Origin of the sequence: Pseudomonas sp. PB101 (assembly GCF_009764265.1) — a bacterium.
In the GTDB taxonomy this organism is placed as follows: domain Bacteria; phylum Pseudomonadota; class Gammaproteobacteria; order Pseudomonadales; family Pseudomonadaceae; genus Aquipseudomonas.
In genome coordinates this window covers 143,609-162,595 of sequence record NZ_RWIR01000045.1, presented here as the reverse complement: position 1 = coordinate 162,595, position 18,987 = coordinate 143,609, and the positions used below count along the sequence as shown (strand labels likewise).

Below are 18,987 nucleotides of genomic sequence, written 5' to 3'. Positions count from 1 at the left end.
TGTTCATCCGGGGATTGGCGCGCAGCGCCGTTCGACGCAGTCGAACTCATCGCATGTAGGTGCCAGCGAAGCCAACCGGAGGGCGATGCCCCCGGATGAATGCCGGAGCGAAGGAACGCCGAGCCTAGGCGAGGGGCCGGACGCTCGGGGCGAGCGTTTTTTTGGTTACTTTTTTTAGGCGCTTGTAAAAAAAGTGACTCGCCGTAAGGGCGAAACCATAAGCCGCCGTTACCGCAGAAATGGATATGTACTCAGTCAGATAGCCATCGCTGGCAAGCCAGCTCCTACAAGACCACGTACATCAGCCAAATACGGGGCGGTTATCGACCAATAAAAAATGCCCCGATCTCTCGACCGGGGCATTCAATGTCAGTGCAACCTACATATAAAGCCATGAAGCCTTAGTGCGAAACAGCCCCACTCGCCCCCAACCCAGTCTGCGAACGAACAAACTGCGGGAAGAACAGCGCACGCTCATTGTCAGCCGCCGTGGATTTGTCAGTAATCGAGAAGAACCAGATACCGACAAACGCAATGATCATCGAGAACAGAGCTGGATACTCATACGGGAAGATAGCCTTCTCGTGATGCAGGATCTGCACCCAGATGGTTGGCCCAAGGACCATCAAGCCAACAGCGCTGATCAAGCCCAACCAACCACCAATCATCGCACCGCGGGTGGTCAGCTTTTTCCAGTACATGGAAAGCAGCAGCACCGGGAAGTTGCAGCTCGCCGCGATGGAGAACGCCAGGCCCACCATGAACGCAATGTTCTGGCTCTCGAACAGGATACCCAGACCAATTGCCAGCACCGCCAAAGCGATAGTGGTGATTTTCGAGACGCGAATCTCGTCCTTCTCGTTGGCCTTGCCCTTCTTGATCACGCTGGCGTACAGGTCATGGGACACCGCCGAAGCACCGGCCAGGGTCAGACCGGCAACCACTGCCAGAATGGTCGCGAACGCCACCGCCGAGATGAAGCCCAGGAAAATGCTGCCACCGACCGCGTTGGCCAGGTGCACCGCCGCCATGTTGTTGCCACCCAACAGAGCGCCAGCAGCATCCTTGAAGGCCGGGTTGGTGCTGACCAACAGGATCGCGCCGAAGCCGATGATGAAGGTCAGGATGTAGAAGTAACCAATGAAGCCGGTTGCGTACAGCACGCTCTTGCGCGCTTCTTTCGCGTCACTCACGGTGAAGAAGCGCATCAGGATGTGCGGCAGGCCAGCGGTACCGAACATCAGTGCCAGGCCAAGGGAGAACGCCGAGATCGGGTCTTTCACCAGGCCGCCAGGGCTCATGATCGCCTCACCTTTCGGGTGAACCTTGATCGCCTCGGAGAACAGTGCGTTGAAGTCGAAGTTGACGTGCTTCATCACCATCAGCGCCATGAAGGAAGCGCCGGACAGCAGCAACACTGCCTTGATGATCTGCACCCAGGTGGTCGCCAGCATGCCGCCGAACAACACGTACAGGCACATCAGGATACCGACCAGGATCACCGCAACGTGGTAGTCGAGACCGAACAGCAACTGGATCAGCTTGCCGGCACCCACCATTTGCGCGATCAGGTAGAACGCCACCACCACCAGCGAACCGCAGGCGGACAGCGAGCGGATCTGGGTTTGCCCGAGGCGGTAGGACGCCACGTCGGCAAAGGTGTATTTGCCCAGGTTACGCAGGCGCTCGGCGATCAGGAACAGAATGATCGGCCAGCCCACCAGGAAGCCGATCGAGTAGATCAGGCCGTCGTAGCCGGAGGTGAACACCAGCGCGGAAATACCCAGGAAAGACGCCGCGGACATGTAGTCACCGGCAATCGCCAGACCGTTCTGGAAACCGGTGATCTTGCCGCCAGCGGCGTAGTAGTCGGAGGCCGACTTGTTTTTCTTGGACGCCCAGTACGTGATGCACAGGGTCGCGCCGACGAATGCGATGAACATCAGGATCGCGGAAACGTTGAGGGGTTGCTTCTGCACGGCGCCGGTCAGGGCGTCAGCCGCCCAGGCGCCAGGTGCGAACGCTGCGATGCTCAAAAGAGCCATTAGACGCCGGATCATTGCTGAGCCTCCTTGAGAATCGCATTGTTCAGGTCGTCGAATTCGCCATTGGCGCGGCGCACGTAGATGCCGGTCAGGATGAAGGCCGAGACAATCAGCCCGACACCAATCGGGATGCCCCAGGTAATCGAGGACTCAGGGCTGATCTTCGCCCCCAGAACATGCGGCCCGTAAGCAATCAAAAGGATGAATCCGGAGTAAAGCCCTAGCATGATCGCCGAAAGAATCCAGGCGAATCGTTCCCTCTTGCTAACCAGCTCCTTGAAGCGCGGGCTGTTTTGAATCGAGAGGTAAATGCTGTCGTTCATTGTTTTTATCCTCGCAGCACAGATTAAGTTGGAACGGTATCCACTCTATGCGGCTGCGGGGCAGGTTCCAGACGACCTTAGTCTTAGAACCACATGACAGAACTGCCAATTGTAGGAGCGAGCTTGCTCGCGATGAATTCGCAGACGCCACGCTATTTCTGAAAGCACGCGTTAACGTTCACGTCCATCGCGAACAGGCTCGCTCCTACAGGGTACAGCGAGATGCCTGTTACTTGGTCCAGTCAGCAACACGCTCTGGGTGTTTGGCTACCCAATCCTTCGCCGCCGCTTCTGGCTTGGCACCGTCCTGGATCGCCAGCATCACCTGACCGATCTCATCCTTGGATTCCCACTGGAAGTTCTTCAGGAACTTGGCCACTTCCGGCGCCTTGGCCTCCAGGCCTTTGCTGCCGATGTTGTTCACGGTTTCAGCCGCGCCGTACACGCCTTTCGGGTCTTCGAGGAAGCGCAGTTTCCACTTGGCGAACATCCAGTGCGGCACCCAGCCGGTCACTGCGATGGATTCATTCTTCTTCTCGGCACGGGTCAGCTCGGCGATCATGCCGGCGCCGGAACTGGCCTTGAGTTGATAGCCGGTCAGGTCGTAGTCCTTGATGGCCTGATCGGTCTTGAGCATCACGCCTGAACCGGCGTCGATGCCGACGATGCGGTTCTTGAAGCTATCGTCGGTCTTCAGGTCCTCGATGGACTTGGCTTTAACGTACTCCGGCACGATCAGGCCGATTTTCGCGTCCTTGAAGTTCGGGCCGTAATCGACGACCTGATCCTTGTTCTTCGTCCAGTAATCACCGTGGGTCACCGGCAGCCAGGCCGACAGCATGGCGTCGAGCTTGCCGGTGGCAACGCCCTGCCACATGATCCCGGTGGCGACGGCTTGCAGCTTCACGTCATAACCGAGTTTCTGCCTGATCACTTCCGCAGCCACGTTGGTCGTGGCAACGCTGTCCGACCAGCCATCGACATAACCGAGAGTCACTTCCTTACCGGCGGCACTGGCCACGGTGGAGCTGATTGCCAGCACCAAAGCGGCACCTGCGCCCAAGAGTCGTCGCATCTTCATCGTTACTTCCCCGAAAGTGCTGCGCTCGACGGATGCCGAGTCGCTTAAACGTATTGTTATGGTGCTCAGCGCCCCCATCACGCCTCACCGCAAACTCGTCCGAACATCAGCGGAGTACTGACGCCTCGATAATCAACCTGACGCTCATCGCGACCTGCTCTGCCAGCGACCTCAAGGCATCGAGAAACGACATCAGAAAGCCATTAATCCTGACCACGACAAACACCCACGCCAACCCGCCCGAACTTTGCATGTCAAAATCATGCAAGCCACCAGACACGTGTTAAATGCAGGTAACATGCGCCGCTTTGCTCCCACACGGCAGTGACCATGTCCGCGACATCCCGTTTCCCTTTTGCTGCTTATCTATTCGCTTGCCTGCTGGGGTTGTTTGCCCTTGGCGGCTTCTGGTACGGCCTCGGCAAACCGGTGATCCTGCCGGATGTCGCCAGTGCGACGCACAAGCTGCAATGCGCCTCTTATACCCCGTTCGATAAAGACCAGTCGCCATTCGACGTTCCATTCAACTTGCGCCCCGAGCGCATGGATGCCGACCTGGCGCTGCTGTCCAAAAGCTTCGAATGCATCCGCACCTATTCCATGACCGGCCTCGAAGCCCTGCCGGAACTGGCGCGCAAGCATGGCCTGAAAATGATGATCGGCGCCTGGGTCAACAGCAACCCGGTGGATACCGCCAAGGAAGTGGAGCTGCTGATCGCCGAAGCCAACGCCAACCCGGACGTGGTCACTGCGGTAATCGTCGGCAACGAGGCCCTGTTGCGTAAGGAAGTCACCAGCACCCAGCTGATAAAACTGATTGATCGAGTCAAGAGTCAGGTCAAACAACCCGTCACCTACGCTGACGTTTGGGAGTTTTGGCAAAAGCATCCGGAAATCGCTCCATCGGTGGACTTCGTGACTATCCACCTGTTGCCTTACTGGGGCGATTACCCTTGGGACGTCGAGGTCTCCCTGTCGCAACTTGCCGATGTGCGCAAGATGTTCGGCAGTATGTTCGCCCCCAAGGAAGTGTTTATCGGCGAAACTGGCTGGCCCAGTGAAGGCCGTCAGCGCCGCATCGCTGTTCCAAGTCGGGTCAACGAAGCCAGGTTCATTCGTGGTTTTGTCGCCATGGCCGAACAACAGGGCTGGCACTACAACCTGATCGAAGCCTTCGACCAGCCATGGAAACGCGCCAGTGAAGGTGCGGTCGGCGGTTACTGGGGACTGTTCGATGCCGATCGCCAGGACAAGGGCGTACTGGCCGGGCCGGTGACAAACGTACCGTACTGGTCGCAATGGCTGGCGGTGGGTGGCTTGATCTTCATCGGCACGTTGTTGCTGGGCGGCCGGGTTCGCACGACGCGCTCGGCGCTGGTGCTGCCGCTGCTCGCCGCGTTGGCGGCCTGTTCGATTGGCGCCTGGGGTGACCTGGCACGGGTGACCACGCGTTTTGCCAGCGAATGGCTATGGGTCGGTTTGCTGACCGCTCTGAATCTGCTGGTGCTGGCCCATGCCGCACTGGCATTGAGCTCTCGCAGCGGTTGGCGCGCACAGGCTTTCAACGTGCTGGAACGTCGGGCTGGCTGGCTGGTGGCAACGGCAGGCTTCGCGGCAGCCGTGATGATGCTGGAACTGGTGCTCGACCCGCGCTACCGCAGCTTCCCGAGTGTCGCGTTCATCGTGCCGGCGCTGGTTTATCTGTGCCGCCCGGTGAACGTGCCGCGCCGCGAGATTGCCTTGCTGACGTTCATCATCGGTGCCGGTATTGCGCCGCAGTTGTTCGTTGAAGGCCTGCAGAACCAGCAGGCCTTGGGCTGGGCGCTGGTGAGCGGGTTGATGGTGGCTGCGTTGTGGCGCTGCCTGCGCGTTCGCAAGGCTTGATTCTTTAGTGACCGGATAGTTCGCCATCGCGGGCAAGCCCGCTCCCACAGGGTTACTCAGTGAACACAGAGTTTGTGTACGACAAAGATCCCTGTGGGAGCGGGCTTGCCCGCGATGAGGCCAGTCAGACGCTACGAGACGCCCTGACCAACCGCAACCCCGCAATCACCACCGCAAACACCGCCAGCGTGGTGTTGTACAACGCCAGCGCCGGGAACCCGAGCACCAACGCCAGCACCGCCAGCCACCACCCTGCCCGTCCCGGCACGACGAAGCCGACGATGGCTGACGCCAACGCAGCCCAGCCCAGCACCGCGAAGTGAATCATCAAGCCCAGGTTCGAACGCACCTGGCATTCCCAGCGGCTGACCCCATCCACGCAAATGCCGACCCACTGCGCATCCTCCATGAAGCCATAACGCGCGCCATAACTGGCGGCCAGCCATACAGGCAGCAAAACGAGCAGCAGAATCACGGGCAGGCGGCGAGACATGGAACACTCCAATCGGCGAAAAACGGCGGCCAGCTTAATCGCCCTTAAACGTTTCGCAAGCTATAACAACTGTTAACTGGTCATTCAATCGCTGCAAAGTGTATCGTCCAGCTACTATTACTTCGAAATCAAGCCTGTTTGGTGCCGATGGTTGGCACTTAGGCGCATATCCGGTGGTCATAGCCTGCGAAATTCATCCGGCACCTTCTTCTAAGGGATTTAGTCATGCTCCGTTCCTTGCGCTTCGCCGCCCTGTTTGGCGGCCTTATATTGAGTGCGTCTGCACTGGCGGTCGACATTGACGCCGCCAGTTATGGCTACCCCCTGACCAACCCGTTCGAGGCGACCATCGCGACCACGCCTCCGGACCTGCGTCCGGAGCTACCGCTGGACGAAGACATCGATCAGTCAGTGCGCAGCGTCACCTTGCGTCCGGAACGGGCGTTCGAGCTGCCGGACAATTTCTGGGCGGTGAAGAAACTCAACTACCTCATTGCCACGCAGGATCACGCCGCACCGCTGATTTTCCTGATCGCCGGTACCGGTGCACGCTACGACAGCACCCTGAACGAATACCTGAAGAAGCTCTACTACAAGGCCGGCTACCACGTGGTGCAGCTGTCATCGCCCACCAGCTATGACTTCATCAGCGCCGCATCGCGCTTCGCCACGCCGGGCGTGTCCAAGGAAGACGCCGAAGACCTGTACCGGGTAATGCAGGCCGTGCGGGCACAGAACCCGAAATTGCCGGTCACCGATTACTACCTGACCGGGTACAGCCTCGGTGCGCTGGATGCCGCTTTCGTCGCGCACCTGGACGAAACCCGGCGCAGCTTCAATTTCAAGAAAGTCCTGCTGCTCAACCCGCCGGTCAATCTCTACACCTCGATCAGCAACCTCGACAAGCTGGTCCAGACCGAGGTCAAGGGCATCAACAACAGCACCACCTTCTATGAACTGGTGCTGGACAAGCTGACCCGCTACTTCCAGCAAAAGGGCTACATCGACCTTAACGACGCCCTGCTCTACGACTTCCAGCAATCCAAACAGCACCTGACCAACGAGCAGATGGCCATGCTGATCGGTACGTCGTTCCGTTTCTCGGCGGCGGACATCGCCTTCACCTCGGACCTGATCAACCGTCGCGGCCTGATCACCCCGCCCAAGTTCCCGATCACCGAGGGCACCAGCCTCACGCCATTCCTCAAGCGTGCGCTGCAATGCGACTTCGACTGCTACATCACCGAACAGGTCATCCCGATGTGGCGCGCCCGCACCGACGGCGGCAGCCTGCTACAACTGATTGACCAGGTCAGCCTGTATGCGCTGAAGGACTATCTGCAAAAAAGCCCGAAAATCGCCGTGATGCACAACGCCGATGACGTGATCCTCGGCCCTGGCGACCTGGGCTTCCTGCGCAAGACTTTCGGTGACCGCTTGACCGTTTACCCGCTGGGTGGGCATTGCGGCAACATTAACTACCGCGTCAACAGCGACGCCATGCTGGAGTTCTTCCGTGGCTAAATATCTCCTGCTTCTTGCAGCGTTACTCTGTGCAGGCGTCGCCCAGGCAGACAACAGCAAAGCCAACGCCCCCGTGGTCGTCGACAGTGACGGCTTCAAGGAACCGCTGAGTAAACTCAAATTCAACCCGGGCCTGGATCAGCGCGAGTTCGAGCGCTCGACGCTCGGCGCACTGGCCGTCTACGATCCGCTGGAAGAGTGGAACCGGCGCGTCTATCACTTCAACTACCGCTTCGACCAATGGGTATTCCTGCCGGTGGTCAACGGTTACCGCTACGTCACCCCAAGCTTCCTGCGCACCGGTGTCAGCAACTTCTTCAACAACCTCGGCGACGTGCCCAACCTGTTGAACAGCCTGCTGCAACTCAAGGGTCAGCGTTCGCTGGAAACCACCGGGCGCCTGTTGCTCAACACCACCATCGGCATCGCCGGCCTGTGGGACCCGGCCACCGCCATGGGCCTGCCGCGCCAGAGCGAAGACTTCGGCCAGACCCTGGGCTTCTATGGCGTGCCGGGCGGCGCCTACTTCGTCCTGCCGATCCTCGGCCCGTCGAACCTGCGTGACACCGGCGGCCTGCTGGTGGACTACACGGCCGAGAATGCGATCAACTTCCTCAACGTGGCCGAAGTCAGCTCCAACCATCCGGAAGTCTGGATCCTGCGCGGCATCGACAAGCGCAACCAGACCAGCTTCCGCTATGGCCAGATGAACTCGCCGTTCGAGTACGAGAAAGTGCGCTACGTGTACACCGAAGCGCGCAAGTTGCAGGTCGCGGAGTAAACAAGGCAGCCGAAAAACACTGTGGGAGCAAGCCCGCTCCCACAGTTGTTTTGTGCTGTCTTCAGCCTTTCAGGGCTTTCCAGATCTTGCTGGCAGCCATGACGCCAACCAACACCACCGCCCCTGCGACAATCCCCGCTACGCCATTGAGCAACACCGGCACGATAAATCCGCCGCCACCCGCCGCCGCGCTGACACTTTCGATCCAGTGATGCACCACCGGCACGCCGTGGGTCAGGATGCCGCCGCCGACCAGAAACATTGCCGCCGTGCCAATCACCGACAGGCTTTTCATCATGTACGGTGCAGCACGCAGGATGGCGCCACCGATGCTTTTGGCCATCTGGCCCGGCTTCTGGGTCAGCCACAATCCGAGGTCATCGAGTTTGACGATGCCGGCTACCAATCCGTACACGCCGACAGTCATGACAATGGCAATGCCCGACAGCACGATGACTTGCTGGCTCAATGGCGCACCGGCCACGGTGCCGAGGGTAATGGCGATGATTTCCGCCGAAAGAATGAAGTCGGTGCGGATCGCGCCTTTGATCTTGTCCTTTTCGAACGCCACCAGGTCGACCGCCGGGTCCGCCACCGCCTCGACCAGTTCGGCATGCTCAGCGTGGTCTTCGGCCTTGCTGTGCAGGAACTTGTGGGCGAGCTTTTCAAAACCCTCAAAGCACAAGTAGGCGCCACCCACCATCAACAACGGGGTGACCAGCCACGGAATGAACGCACTGATCGCCAGCGCCGACGGCACCAGGATCAATTTATTGATGAACGAACCCTTGGCGACCGCCCAGACCACCGGGATTTCCCGCTCGGCACGCACGCCGCTGACTTGCTGGGCATTGAGTGCCAGGTCGTCACCGAGTACGCCGGCGGTTTTCTTGGCGGCCATTTTGGTCATCACCGACACGTCGTCCAGCACGGCCGCGATGTCGTCGATCAGCACCAGCAAACTGCTTCCTGCCATGAATCGGGTTTCCTTCTGCAAATGAATGCGCAGCAGCATAGCGCGGCATCACGGGCTGCGGTGCATTCTTGAGCGCCGCGCGAGGCCGGTGATACCATGCGCAACCGCCAGAACAGGCAAGGAATCACCGGGTTTATGAGCACTATCCGCGAGCGCAACAAACAATTGATCCTGCGTGCCGCCAGTGAGGAGTTCGCCGACAAGGGCTTCGCTGCGACCAAAACCAGTGACATCGCAGCCAAGGCGGGATTGCCCAAGCCCAACGTCTACTACTACTTCAAATCCAAGGAAAACCTCTACCGCGAGGTCCTGGAAAGCATCATCGAGCCGATCCTGCAGGCTTCGACGCCGTTCAACCCGGACGGCGAACCCGGTGAAGTGCTCAGCGGCTACATTCGCTCGAAAATCCGCATCTCCCGCGACCTGCCTTTCGCCTCCAAGGTGTTCGCCAGCGAAATCATGCACGGCGCCCCCCACCTGAGCAGCGATCTGGTCGAACAGCTCAATGGCCAGGCCAAACACAACATCGAGTGCATCCAGACCTGGATCGACCGCGGCCAAATCGCCCCCATCGACCCCAACCACCTGATGTTCAGCATCTGGGCCGCGACCCAGACCTACGCCGACTTCGACTGGCAAATCACCGCCATCACCGGCAAGGCCCGGCTGGATGAAGAGGATTATGAAGCGGCGGCGCAGACGATTATCCGGTTGGTGTTGAAGGGGTGTGAGCCGGACAGGTAGACCGTGGTGCCACCAATCGCCGGCAAGCCAGCTCCCACAGAGATTTGTGCCGTTCACAAAGCTTGAGTTCAACACGGCAACCTGTGGGAGCTGGCTTGCCAGCGATGAAGGCGACTCGGTACCGGTTCAAACCCAAACGGCATCCAACAACGGATAGTCACCAAGCTTTTCAACAAGCCCGGCTCGCAGTGGATTTGCTACCACATACCGAGCTAACCTCACCAAATCCTCCTCCCGCCTCAACGCCCGGTCGTGATAACCCTGCTGCCAAAGCGGTCCACCTCTACCATTCGAAAGATTCACGTCCCGCGTAATCAGGGATTTAGTCTGGCGCATGAGCTTTCTGAGCGAACAGTTTTCCAATTCGACCAGCCAATGAAAATGGTCGGGCATGACAACCCAAGCCAGTGACTTTGCCAACCCAAGATCATATGCCCGGCGAAATTGATGAACTACCAATCTGCCCAAAGCGTAATCGGCAAAAACCGGTTCTCGGCCAAGCGTATTGGTGGTCAGTAAATAGATTCGATTGGGTTCGGCATAGCGACCCGTGCGCAGGCGATGTGAAGCGGGTGAATCCGGCATTCCTTTGCCACTCTCATGATGAAGTCATGAGAAGGCTAGCCCCGGAAATGCCGGATGGTCATGCAGACCTTTAGCTGGATGTGTCCCGTCGATTGCCATCGCGGGCAAGCCCGCTCCCACAGGGCCTGATGGTGTACATAAAATATGTGAGCACCTTCGATCATTGTGGGGCTTGCCCGCGATGGCATTAGCTCAGGCGCTGCCGATCAAGCCGCCACCCCCGCATCCGCCACCAACCCCAACGCCTCGATCGCATTGATCGCGCACTGCTCGTCAACATCCGACAGATCGCCGCTGATGCCTACCGCCCCCAGCACATTCCCGTCCTGATCGCGAACCAGCACACCACCCGGTGCCGGCACGACGCTGCCCTGCCCCAGGCTGTTCAACGCGGCGATGAACGCCGGGCGTTGCTGGGCGTCCAGCGCCAGCAGGCGTGAACCCTTGCCCAGCGCGATGGCGCCCCAGGCTTTGCCGATGGCGACGTGCGGGCGCAGCAGGCTCGCACCGTCTTCGCGTTGCAGGGTGATCAGATGCCCGCCGGCATCCAGTACCGCGATGGTCAAGGGTGCAGCGGAAATCGCACGCCCTGCGCTGATGGCTTCGTTGACCAGGTTGACTGCGACTTTCAAGGTTAAAGCGCTCATGGTGCCGTCCTCATTTTGTTTTTCGGAAAGCCGTGGGGCTGCGGCACATGTGCGAGACGATCTGCCGCAGCCCGATGCAACAAATAGAACACAATGAATTATTTTTTTGTATACAATAATTCTCGAAAAGCGCCACATGCGACGAAAAGCCACAGTAGACTGGCCTTCCGTCGAATGAAACAAGCGCTTGAGAAAATGGATTGACCTGCGCCGTCCGCCGTGAATACACTCTGCGCAAAGCCACTTGTATACAATTACAAAACGTAAAGAGGCACAAAACCATGAGCAAAATGAGAGCAATCGAAGCCGCCGTTCTGGTGATGCGCCGTGAAGGGGTTGATACCGCTTTTGGCATCCCAGGTGCAGCCATCAACCCGCTGTACAACGCCTTGCAAAAAGTCGGCGGCATCGATCACGTACTCGCTCGCCACGTTGAAGGCGCCTCGCACATGGCCGAGGGCTACACCCGCACCAAGGCCGGCAACATCGGCGTGTGCATCGGGACTTCCGGCCCTGCCGGCACCGACATGGTCACCGGGCTCTACAGCGCCTCGGCCGACTCGATTCCAATCCTCTGCATTACCGGCCAGGCACCCCGCGCCCGTATGCACAAGGAAGACTTCCAGGCTGTCGACATCACCAGCATCGTCAAGCCAGTCACCAAGTGGGCGACCACTGTTCTCGAACCGGGCCAGGTGCCTTACGCGTTCCAGAAAGCTTTCTTTGAAATGCGCTCCGGCCGTCCAGGCCCGGTGCTGATCGACCTGCCGTTCGACGTGCAGATGGCCGAGATCGAATTCGACATCGACGCCTACCAGCCGCTGCCTTTGGCCAAGCCGACCGCCAGCCGCGTTCAGGTCGAGAAGGCTCTGGCCCTGCTCGATCAGGCCGAGCGTCCACTGCTGGTAGCCGGTGGTGGCATCATCAATGCCGACGCCAGCGACCTGCTGATGGAGTTCGCCGAGCTGACCGGTATTCCGGTTATCCCGACCCTGATGGGCTGGGGCACCATCCCGGACGATCACCCGTTGATGGTCGGCATGGTTGGCTTGCAGACCTCGCACCGCTACGGCAACGCGACCATGCTCAAATCCGACGTGGTACTGGGTATCGGCAACCGTTGGGCCAACCGTCACACCGGTTCGGTCGACGTCTATACCGAAGGTCGCAAGTTCATCCACGTCGACATTGAAGGCACGCAGATTGGCCGCGTGTTCACCCCGGACCTGGGCATCGTGTCCGACGCCGCTGCCGCGCTGACCGTGTTCATCGAAGTCGCTCGCGAATGGCAAGCCGCCGGCAAGCTGAAGAACCGCAGCGCCTGGCTGCAAGACTGCCAGCAGCGTAAAGCCAGCCTGCAGCGCAAGACTCACTTCGACAACGTGCCGGTCAAGCCGCAACGCGTTTACGAAGAAATGAACCAGGTGTTCGGCAAAGACACCTGCTACGTCAGCACCATCGGCCTGTCGCAGATTGCCGGCGCGCAGTTCCTGCACGTCTACAAGCCGCGTCACTGGATCAACTGCGGCCAGGCCGGCCCGTTGGGCTGGACCATTCCGGCTGCGCTGGGCGTGGTCAAGGCCGATCCGAACCGTAAAGTCGTGGCCCTGTCGGGGGACTATGACTTCCAGTTCATGATCGAGGAATTGGCGGTGGGTGCGCAGTTCAAGCTGCCGTACATCCACGTCGTGGTGAACAACTCGTACCTGGGTCTGATCCGCCAGGCGCAGCGCGGTTTCGACATGGACTACTGCGTGCAGTTGTCCTTCGACAACCTCAACGCACCGGAACTCAACGGCTACGGTGTGGACCACGTCGCAGTTGCCGAAGGCCTCGGCTGCAAGGCACTGCGTGTGTTCGAACCGTCCCAGATCCAGCCTGCCCTGCGCAAGGCCCAGGAGCTGATCGAAGAGTTCAAGGTGCCAGTGATCGTCGAGATCATCCTGGAACGCGTGACCAACATTTCCATGGGTACCGAGATCAACGCCGTCAACGAATTCGAAGACCTGGCGCTGGTTGGCGACGACGCACCGACTGCGATTTCGTTGCTCGATTAAATAGCTGCTCGTTCTCCCGTAGGAGCCGGCTTGCTGGCGATAGCGGTGTATCAATCGACATTGATATGACTGACACAACGCCATCGCCAGCAAGCCGGCTCCTACAAGGGGACCTCATACATACACGGGAGACCACCATGCCGCGTTTCGCAGCCAACCTGTCCATGCTGTTCACCGAACAGGACTTTCTCGCCCGTTTCGAAGCGGCCGCCAAGGCCGGTTTCAGTGGTGTCGAATACCTGTTCCCGTACGACTTCAGCTCCGCCGAAATCAAGGCCACGCTCGACGCCAACGGTCTGACCCAAGTGCTGTTCAACCTGCCGGCCGGTGACTGGGCCAAGGGCGAGCGCGGTATCGCGTGCCTGCCGGATCGGGTCGAAGAGTTCCGTGCCGGTGTCGACCTGGCCATCGCCTACGCGCAGGTTCTGGGCAACACCCAGGTCAACTGCCTGGCCGGTATTCGTCCGCAGGGTTTTGACGACGCCACCGTGGAAAAAACCTTCGTCGCCAACCTCAAGTACGCGGCCGACAAGCTGCAAGCGGCGGGCATCAAACTGGTGATGGAAGCGATCAACACCCGTGACATCCCGGGCTTCTACCTGAACAACACGGCGCAAGCCCTGTCGATTCGCGAGCAGGTCGGCAGCGCCAACCTGTTCCTGCAATACGACATCTACCACATGCAAATCATGGAAGGCGATCTGGCCCGCACCCTGCAATCGCACCTGGGCGAGATCAACCATGTACAGCTCGCGGACAACCCGGGGCGCAACGAACCAGGCACCGGTGAAATCAACTACCGCTTCCTGTTCGAACACCTGGACCGCATCGGTTACCAGGGTTGGGTCGGTTGCGAATACAAGCCGCTGACCACCACCGAAGCGGGCCTGGGCTGGTTGAAAACCCACAACGCGATCTGAACGCAATCCCTTGTAGGAGCCGGCTTGCCGGCGATGGCATCACCGCGGTGCATCAGACAGACCGTGTCGCCTGGATCGCCAGCAAGCCGGCTCCTACAAAAGCAGTTCCCAATTTGTTTGAAGCAGCAATAAAAACAAGAGGATTTTCTCATGGCTAAAATCGGATTTATCGGCACCGGCATCATGGGCCACCCAATGGCGTTGAACCTGCAGAAAGCCGGTCACAGCCTGTTCCTGTCGGCGCACCACGACGCCGCCCCTGCCGACCTGGTTGCCGGTGGCGCCGTCGCCCTGGCGAACCCGCGCGATGTGGCCCAGGAAGCCGAATTCATCATCGTCATGGTGCCGGACACCCCGCAGGTCGATGACGTGCTGTTCCGTGCCGACGGCATCGCTGCCGGCGTGGGCAAAGGCAAAGTCGTCATCGACATGAGCTCGATCTCGCCGACCGCCACCAAGGCCTTCGCCGCGAAGATCAACGAAAAAGGCGCGCAATACCTCGACGCACCTGTTTCCGGTGGTGAAGTCGGCGCCAAGGCCGCGACCCTGAGCATCATGGTCGGCGGCGATGCCGACGCTTTCGAACGCGCCCTGCCGCTGTTCCAGGCCATGGGCAAGAACATCACCCTGGTCGGTGGCAACGGCGACGGTCAGACCGCCAAGGTCGCCAACCAGATCATCGTCGCCCTGAACATCCAGGCCGTAGCCGAAGCCCTGCTGTTCGCTGCGAAAAACGGTGCCGATCCAGCCAAGGTGCGTGAAGCACTGATGGGTGGTTTCGCCTCCTCGAAGATCCTCGAAGTGCACGGCGAGCGCATGATCAAGGGCACCTTCGATCCGGGCTTCCGCATCAGCCTGCACCAGAAGGACCTGAACCTGGCCCTGCAAGGCGCCAAGGAGCTGAACATCAACCTGCCGAACACCGCCAACACCCAGCAAGTGTTCAGCACCTGCGCGGCCATCGGTGGCAGCAACTGGGACCACTCGGCGCTGATCAAGGGCCTGGAACACATGGCCAACTTCTCGATTCGCGACAAGAAGTAAGCCCTGCCCCCTCCCTGTAGGAGCCGGCTTGCTGGCGATGGCATCACCGCGGTGTGCATGACAGGCCGTGTCGCCTGGATCGCCAGCAAGCCGGCTCCTACAGCACCGCGTACCCTCAAATAACAAGAATTCCGGGAGCCCGCCATGTCGGTCGATCCGCAACAATTCCTGCGCGAGCTGTTCGCCACAGCCATCGACGCGGCCCATCCTCAGCAAGTCCTCGAAGCCCATTTGCCCAAAGATCGCAGCGGTCGGGTGATCGTCATTGGCGCCGGTAAAGCCGCCGCCGCCATGGCCCAGGTGGTCGAGCGCTGCTGGCAGGGTGAAGTGTCCGGTCTGGTGGTGACCCGTTACGGTCACGGCGCCCCGTGCGAAAAAATCGAAGTGGTCGAAGCCGCGCATCCGGTGCCTGACGCTGCAGGTCTTGCCGTCGCCAAGCGCGTGTTCGAGCTGGTCAGTGACCTGAGCGAAGAAGACCGCGTGATCTTCCTGCTGTCTGGCGGTGGCTCTGCCCTGCTGGCACTGCCGGCCGACGGCATCAGCCTGGCCGACAAGCAGTCGATCAACAAAGCCCTGCTCAAATCCGGGGCGACCATCGGCGAGATGAACTGCGTGCGCAAGCACCTCTCGGCGATCAAGGGCGGCCGCCTGGGCAAAGCCTGCTGGCCGGCCACTGTCTACACCTACGCGATTTCCGATGTACCGGGCGACCTCGCCACGGTCATCGCCTCCGGCCCTACCGTGGCCGACCCAAGCACCTCGGCCGAAGCGCTGGCGATCCTCAAGCGCTACGCCATCGAGGTTCCGGCCTCGGTGCGCACCTGGCTGCAAAGCCCCGAGTCGGAAACAGTCAAGCCCGGTGACCCGAGCCTGGCCCGCAGTCATTTCCAGTTGATCGCCCGCCCGCAACAATCGCTGGAAGCGGCGGCGGTGAAATGCCGTAAGGCCGGGTTCAGCCCGCTGATCCTCGGCGACCTCGAAGGCGAATCCCGCGAGGTGGCGAAAGTCCACGCCGGCATCGCGCGGCAGATCGTCCTGCACGGCCAGCCACTGGCGGCGCCCTGCGTGATTCTCTCCGGCGGTGAAACCACCGTGACCGTGCGCGGCAATGGCCGTGGCGGGCGCAACGCCGAGTTCCTGCTGAGCCTGACCGACAGCCTCAAGGGCCTGCCCGGCGTCTACGCGCTGGCCGGTGACACCGACGGCATCGACGGTTCCGAAGACAACGCCGGCGCAATCATGACCCCGGACAGCTTCGCCCGCGCCGCCGCGCTAGGCCTGAGCGCCAGCGACGAGTTGGACAACAACAACGGCTACGGCTACTTCGAGGCACTCGACGCGCTGATCGTCACCGAGCCGACCCGTACCAACGTCAACGACTTCCGCGCCATTCTGATCCTTGAGAGCACTAAACATGACGCCTGATAAAAAGGTCAAAATCCTCGCCACCCTGGGACCTGCCACCGACGGCATCGACGCCATCCGTGAGCTGGTGCTGGCCGGGGTGAACATCTTCCGCCTGAACTTCAGCCATGGCGATCACGCCGACCACGCCCAGCGTTTTCAGTGGATCCGTGAAGTCGAGCGCCAGCTGAATTACCCATTGGGCATCCTGATGGACCTGCAAGGCCCGAAACTGCGGGTCGGCAAGTTCGCCGAAGGCAAGGTGCAACTGGTGCGCGGCCAGGCCTTGCGCCTGGACCTCGATGCCACGCCGGGCGATGAGCGCCGGGTCAACCTGCCGCACCCGGAAATCATCGCCGCCCTGGAGCCGGGCATGGACCTGCTGCTCGACGACGGCAAGCTGCGTCTGCGGGTGGTGACCAAATACGCCGACGCCATCGACACCACCGTGCTCAACGGCGGTGAACTGTCGGACCGCAAAGGCGTGAACGTGCCACAAGCGGTGCTCGACCTGAGCCCGCTGACCGCCAAGGATCGCCGCGACCTGACCTTCGGCCTGGAGCTGGGTGTGGACTGGGTGGCGCTGTCGTTCGTGCAACGCCCCGATGACATCCGCGAAGCCCGTACCCTGATCGGCGACAAGGCGTTCCTGATGGCCAAGATCGAAAAGCCGTCTGCCGTTGAACAACTGCGCGAGATCGCCGAATTGAGCGACGCGATCATGGTCGCCCGGGGTGACCTGGGCGTGGAAGTGCCCGCCGAAAGCGTGCCGCAGATTCAGAAGAACATCATCAGCACCTGCCGCCAACTCGGCAAACCGGTGGTGGTGGCGACGCAGATGCTCGAGTCGATGCGCTTCTCGCCGGCGCCAACCCGCGCCGAGGTAACCGATGTGGCCAACGCGGTGGCCGAAGGTGCGGACGCGGTGATGCTGTCGGCCGAAACCGCGTCCGGCGAATACCCGCTCGAAGCCGTGCAGATGATGAGCAAGATCATCCGTCAGGTGGAGAACGGTCCGGACTATCAGACTCAACTCGACGTCAGCCGGCCGAAAGCCGAGGCGACAGTTTCCGACGCGATCAGCTGCGCCATTCGCCGCATCAGCAACGTGCTGCCGGTGGCGGTGCTGGTCAACTATAGCGAGTCCGGCGCATCGAGCCTGCGTGCGGCGCGGGAACGGCCGACGGTGCCGATCCTCAACCTGACGCCGAACCTGCAGACCGCCCGTCGCCTGAGCGTGGCCTGGGGTGTGCACTCGGTGGTCAACGATCGCCTGCGCCAGGTCGATGAAGTCTGCTCCACGGCGCTTGAGATCGCCCAGGCACAAGGCATGGCCCAGCGAGGCGACACGCTGTTGATCACCGCCGGTGTGCCCTTTGGGCAGCCGGGGTCGACTAACTCTTTGCGTATCGAGACGTTGATCTAGAACGCCCATACCGGCCTCATCGCCAGCAAGCCGGCTCCTACAGGGACAGCGTATTTCTGTAGGAGCCGGCTTGCTGGCGATGCGGGCAACTCGGTCCCACTGACTTTCAGATCTGCCATGCCCGCCAACCATTTCAACACCCACTGCCCCGACTGGGCCGAAGCCTTGCTCAACGGTTTCAGTCAAATATTCCTCCAGCGCAATCCGCTGTGCGGTTTGCTGATTCTTTCGGCCATCCTGTTCACCGCCCCGGCCCTGCTCGGCGGTGCCCTCCTGGGCGGTGTCGCCGGGCTGCTCACTGCGCAACGCCGCAACTATGCCAAGGCTGATCGCCAGGCCGGGTTGTTCAGCTACAACGGCGTTCTGCTCGGACTGTTGCTGAGCCTGTATTTCCCTTGGTCGGCGATGATGCCGCCGCTGATTCTGGCCGCCGGTGGCCTGAGCGCGATGATCACCCAGCAGTGGCTCAAGCGCGTCCGGTTCAGCCAATACCTCCCCGCCTACACCACGCCGTTCGTGGTGCTGAGCTGGGGGCTGCTGTGCTTCGCCACGCCGTCGACCGAGGCGCACTTGATCGAAGTCAGCACCCTGAACATGCTCGCCGCCCCCTTCAAAGGCATTGGCCAAGTGATGTTCCTCGGCCATCCGCTGGCCGGTGCGATGATTGCCGCCGGCTTGCTGATCGCTGATCGCCGTGCATTTTTCTGGGCGTTGCTGGCCTCTGTCGCGGGCATGGGCTGGAGCATGCTGCAGCACGATTTCTACACGGCGCTGCTCGGTCTGGGTGGCTATAACGCCGTACTCGCCGCCCTCGCCTTCAGCTCGCAGCGTCGCCAGCCGTGGCTGCCGCTGCTGGGCATCGGCCTGGCGCTGGCGCTGACCCCGCTGTTCGCCGCCATCGGTCTGCCGACGCTGACCGCGCCGTTCATTCTTGCCTGCTGGCTGGTCCGCAGCGCGGTGCAAATGCTTGGCAAGGCCACGGTTGCCAGTGAGCCTTGCACTCTGGAGGAGAATCAACCTAGGCTGCGCTGATCTTCGAGTCAGGCGTTATCC

At 60.6% G+C, this 18,987-nt stretch carries 16 protein-coding genes and 1 pseudogene; 10 read left to right on the top strand and 7 right to left on the bottom strand.

Annotation, left to right across the window (positions count from 1 at the left end):
* Positions 1-401 precede the first annotated feature (401 nt).
* The 3 genes from EI969_RS13845 to EI969_RS13835 form a co-directional block, all read right to left on the bottom strand.
* Entirely contained in the window at positions 402-2,060 is a 1,659-nt protein-coding gene (locus EI969_RS13845; RefSeq protein ID WP_160388297.1) for a cation acetate symporter, read from the bottom strand.
* The gene (locus tag EI969_RS13840; RefSeq protein WP_008061165.1) at positions 2,057-2,368 is read right to left on the bottom strand and encodes a DUF485 domain-containing protein; all 312 of its coding nucleotides are present in this window, start codon (positions 2,366-2,368) and stop codon (positions 2,057-2,059) included. Before EI969_RS13840 ends, EI969_RS13845 begins: the two co-directional genes overlap by 4 nt.
* A gap of 229 nt (positions 2,369-2,597) precedes the next feature.
* A complete protein-coding gene (locus EI969_RS13835; protein WP_150716436.1) occupies positions 2,598-3,449 on the bottom strand; it encodes a glycine betaine ABC transporter substrate-binding protein in 852 nt (283 codons plus the stop codon).
* A 287-nt stretch (positions 3,450-3,736) separates the two neighbouring features.
* Between EI969_RS13835 and EI969_RS13830 the strand changes: the two are divergent.
* Positions 3,737-5,333: pseudogene (locus EI969_RS13830) on the top strand (beta (1-6) glucans synthase).
* A 124-nt stretch (positions 5,334-5,457) separates the two neighbouring features.
* Here EI969_RS13830 and EI969_RS13825 read toward each other — a convergent pair.
* Positions 5,458-5,826: a hypothetical protein gene (locus EI969_RS13825; RefSeq protein ID WP_160388295.1), complete on the bottom strand. Its 369-nt coding sequence runs from the start codon at positions 5,824-5,826 to the stop codon at positions 5,458-5,460.
* Positions 5,827-6,051: 225 nt separating this feature from the next.
* Between EI969_RS13825 and EI969_RS13820 the strand changes: the two genes are divergently transcribed.
* Together EI969_RS13820 and EI969_RS13815 are read left to right on the top strand one after the other, a co-directional pair.
* Positions 6,052-7,350, top strand: coding sequence for a serine/threonine protein kinase (locus EI969_RS13820; RefSeq protein ID WP_160388294.1), 1,299 nt, complete (start codon positions 6,052-6,054; stop codon positions 7,348-7,350).
* A complete protein-coding gene (locus tag EI969_RS13815; RefSeq protein WP_160388293.1) occupies positions 7,343-8,131 on the top strand; it encodes a VacJ family lipoprotein in 789 nt (262 codons plus the stop codon). The genes EI969_RS13820 and EI969_RS13815 overlap by 8 nt, the downstream gene beginning before the upstream one ends.
* A gap of 61 nt (positions 8,132-8,192) precedes the next feature.
* Here the strand turns inward: EI969_RS13815 and EI969_RS13810 are convergent, their stop codons facing one another.
* Positions 8,193-9,107, bottom strand: a complete 915-nt coding sequence (locus tag EI969_RS13810; RefSeq protein WP_160388292.1) for a DUF808 domain-containing protein — start codon at positions 9,105-9,107, stop codon at positions 8,193-8,195.
* A gap of 135 nt (positions 9,108-9,242) precedes the next feature.
* Here EI969_RS13810 and EI969_RS13805 point away from each other — a divergent pair, with 135 nt between their 5' ends.
* Entirely contained in the window at positions 9,243-9,851 is a 609-nt protein-coding gene (locus tag EI969_RS13805) for a TetR/AcrR family transcriptional regulator (RefSeq protein ID WP_160388291.1), read from the top strand.
* A 126-nt stretch (positions 9,852-9,977) separates the two neighbouring features.
* On the opposite strand, the gene EI969_RS13800 is transcribed toward EI969_RS13805, so the two are convergent.
* Positions 9,978-10,436, bottom strand: coding sequence for a transposase (locus EI969_RS13800; RefSeq protein ID WP_160388290.1), 459 nt, complete (start codon positions 10,434-10,436; stop codon positions 9,978-9,980).
* A 206-nt stretch (positions 10,437-10,642) separates the two neighbouring features.
* Positions 10,643-11,083: a heme-binding protein gene (locus tag EI969_RS13795; RefSeq protein WP_103394780.1), complete on the bottom strand. Its 441-nt coding sequence runs from the start codon at positions 11,081-11,083 to the stop codon at positions 10,643-10,645.
* A gap of 281 nt (positions 11,084-11,364) precedes the next feature.
* Between EI969_RS13795 and gcl the strand changes: the two genes are divergently transcribed.
* From gcl to EI969_RS13765, 6 genes are all read left to right on the top strand, one after another.
* The gene (gene gcl / locus EI969_RS13790; RefSeq protein WP_160388289.1) at positions 11,365-13,140 is read left to right on the top strand and encodes a glyoxylate carboligase; all 1,776 of its coding nucleotides are present in this window, start codon (positions 11,365-11,367) and stop codon (positions 13,138-13,140) included.
* Positions 13,141-13,277: 137 nt separating this feature from the next.
* A complete protein-coding gene (hyi, locus tag EI969_RS13785) occupies positions 13,278-14,060 on the top strand; it encodes a hydroxypyruvate isomerase (protein WP_160388288.1) in 783 nt (260 codons plus the stop codon).
* A 150-nt stretch (positions 14,061-14,210) separates the two neighbouring features.
* On the top strand, positions 14,211-15,104 hold the full coding sequence (locus EI969_RS13780; RefSeq protein ID WP_150716447.1) for a 2-hydroxy-3-oxopropionate reductase: 894 nt from the start codon (positions 14,211-14,213) through the stop codon (positions 15,102-15,104).
* Between the two features lie 144 nt (positions 15,105-15,248).
* Positions 15,249-16,529, top strand: coding sequence for a glycerate kinase (locus EI969_RS13775; protein ID WP_160388287.1), 1,281 nt, complete (start codon positions 15,249-15,251; stop codon positions 16,527-16,529).
* Positions 16,519-17,934: a pyruvate kinase gene (pyk, locus tag EI969_RS13770; protein ID WP_046037667.1), complete on the top strand. Its 1,416-nt coding sequence runs from the start codon at positions 16,519-16,521 to the stop codon at positions 17,932-17,934. Before EI969_RS13775 ends, pyk begins: the two co-directional genes overlap by 11 nt.
* Before the next feature lie 117 nt (positions 17,935-18,051).
* Positions 18,052-18,966 carry an urea transporter gene (locus EI969_RS13765; RefSeq protein WP_160388286.1) on the top strand — a complete coding sequence of 305 codons (915 nt, stop codon included), beginning with the start codon at positions 18,052-18,054 and terminating at the stop codon, positions 18,964-18,966.
* Positions 18,967-18,987 lie beyond the last annotated feature (21 nt).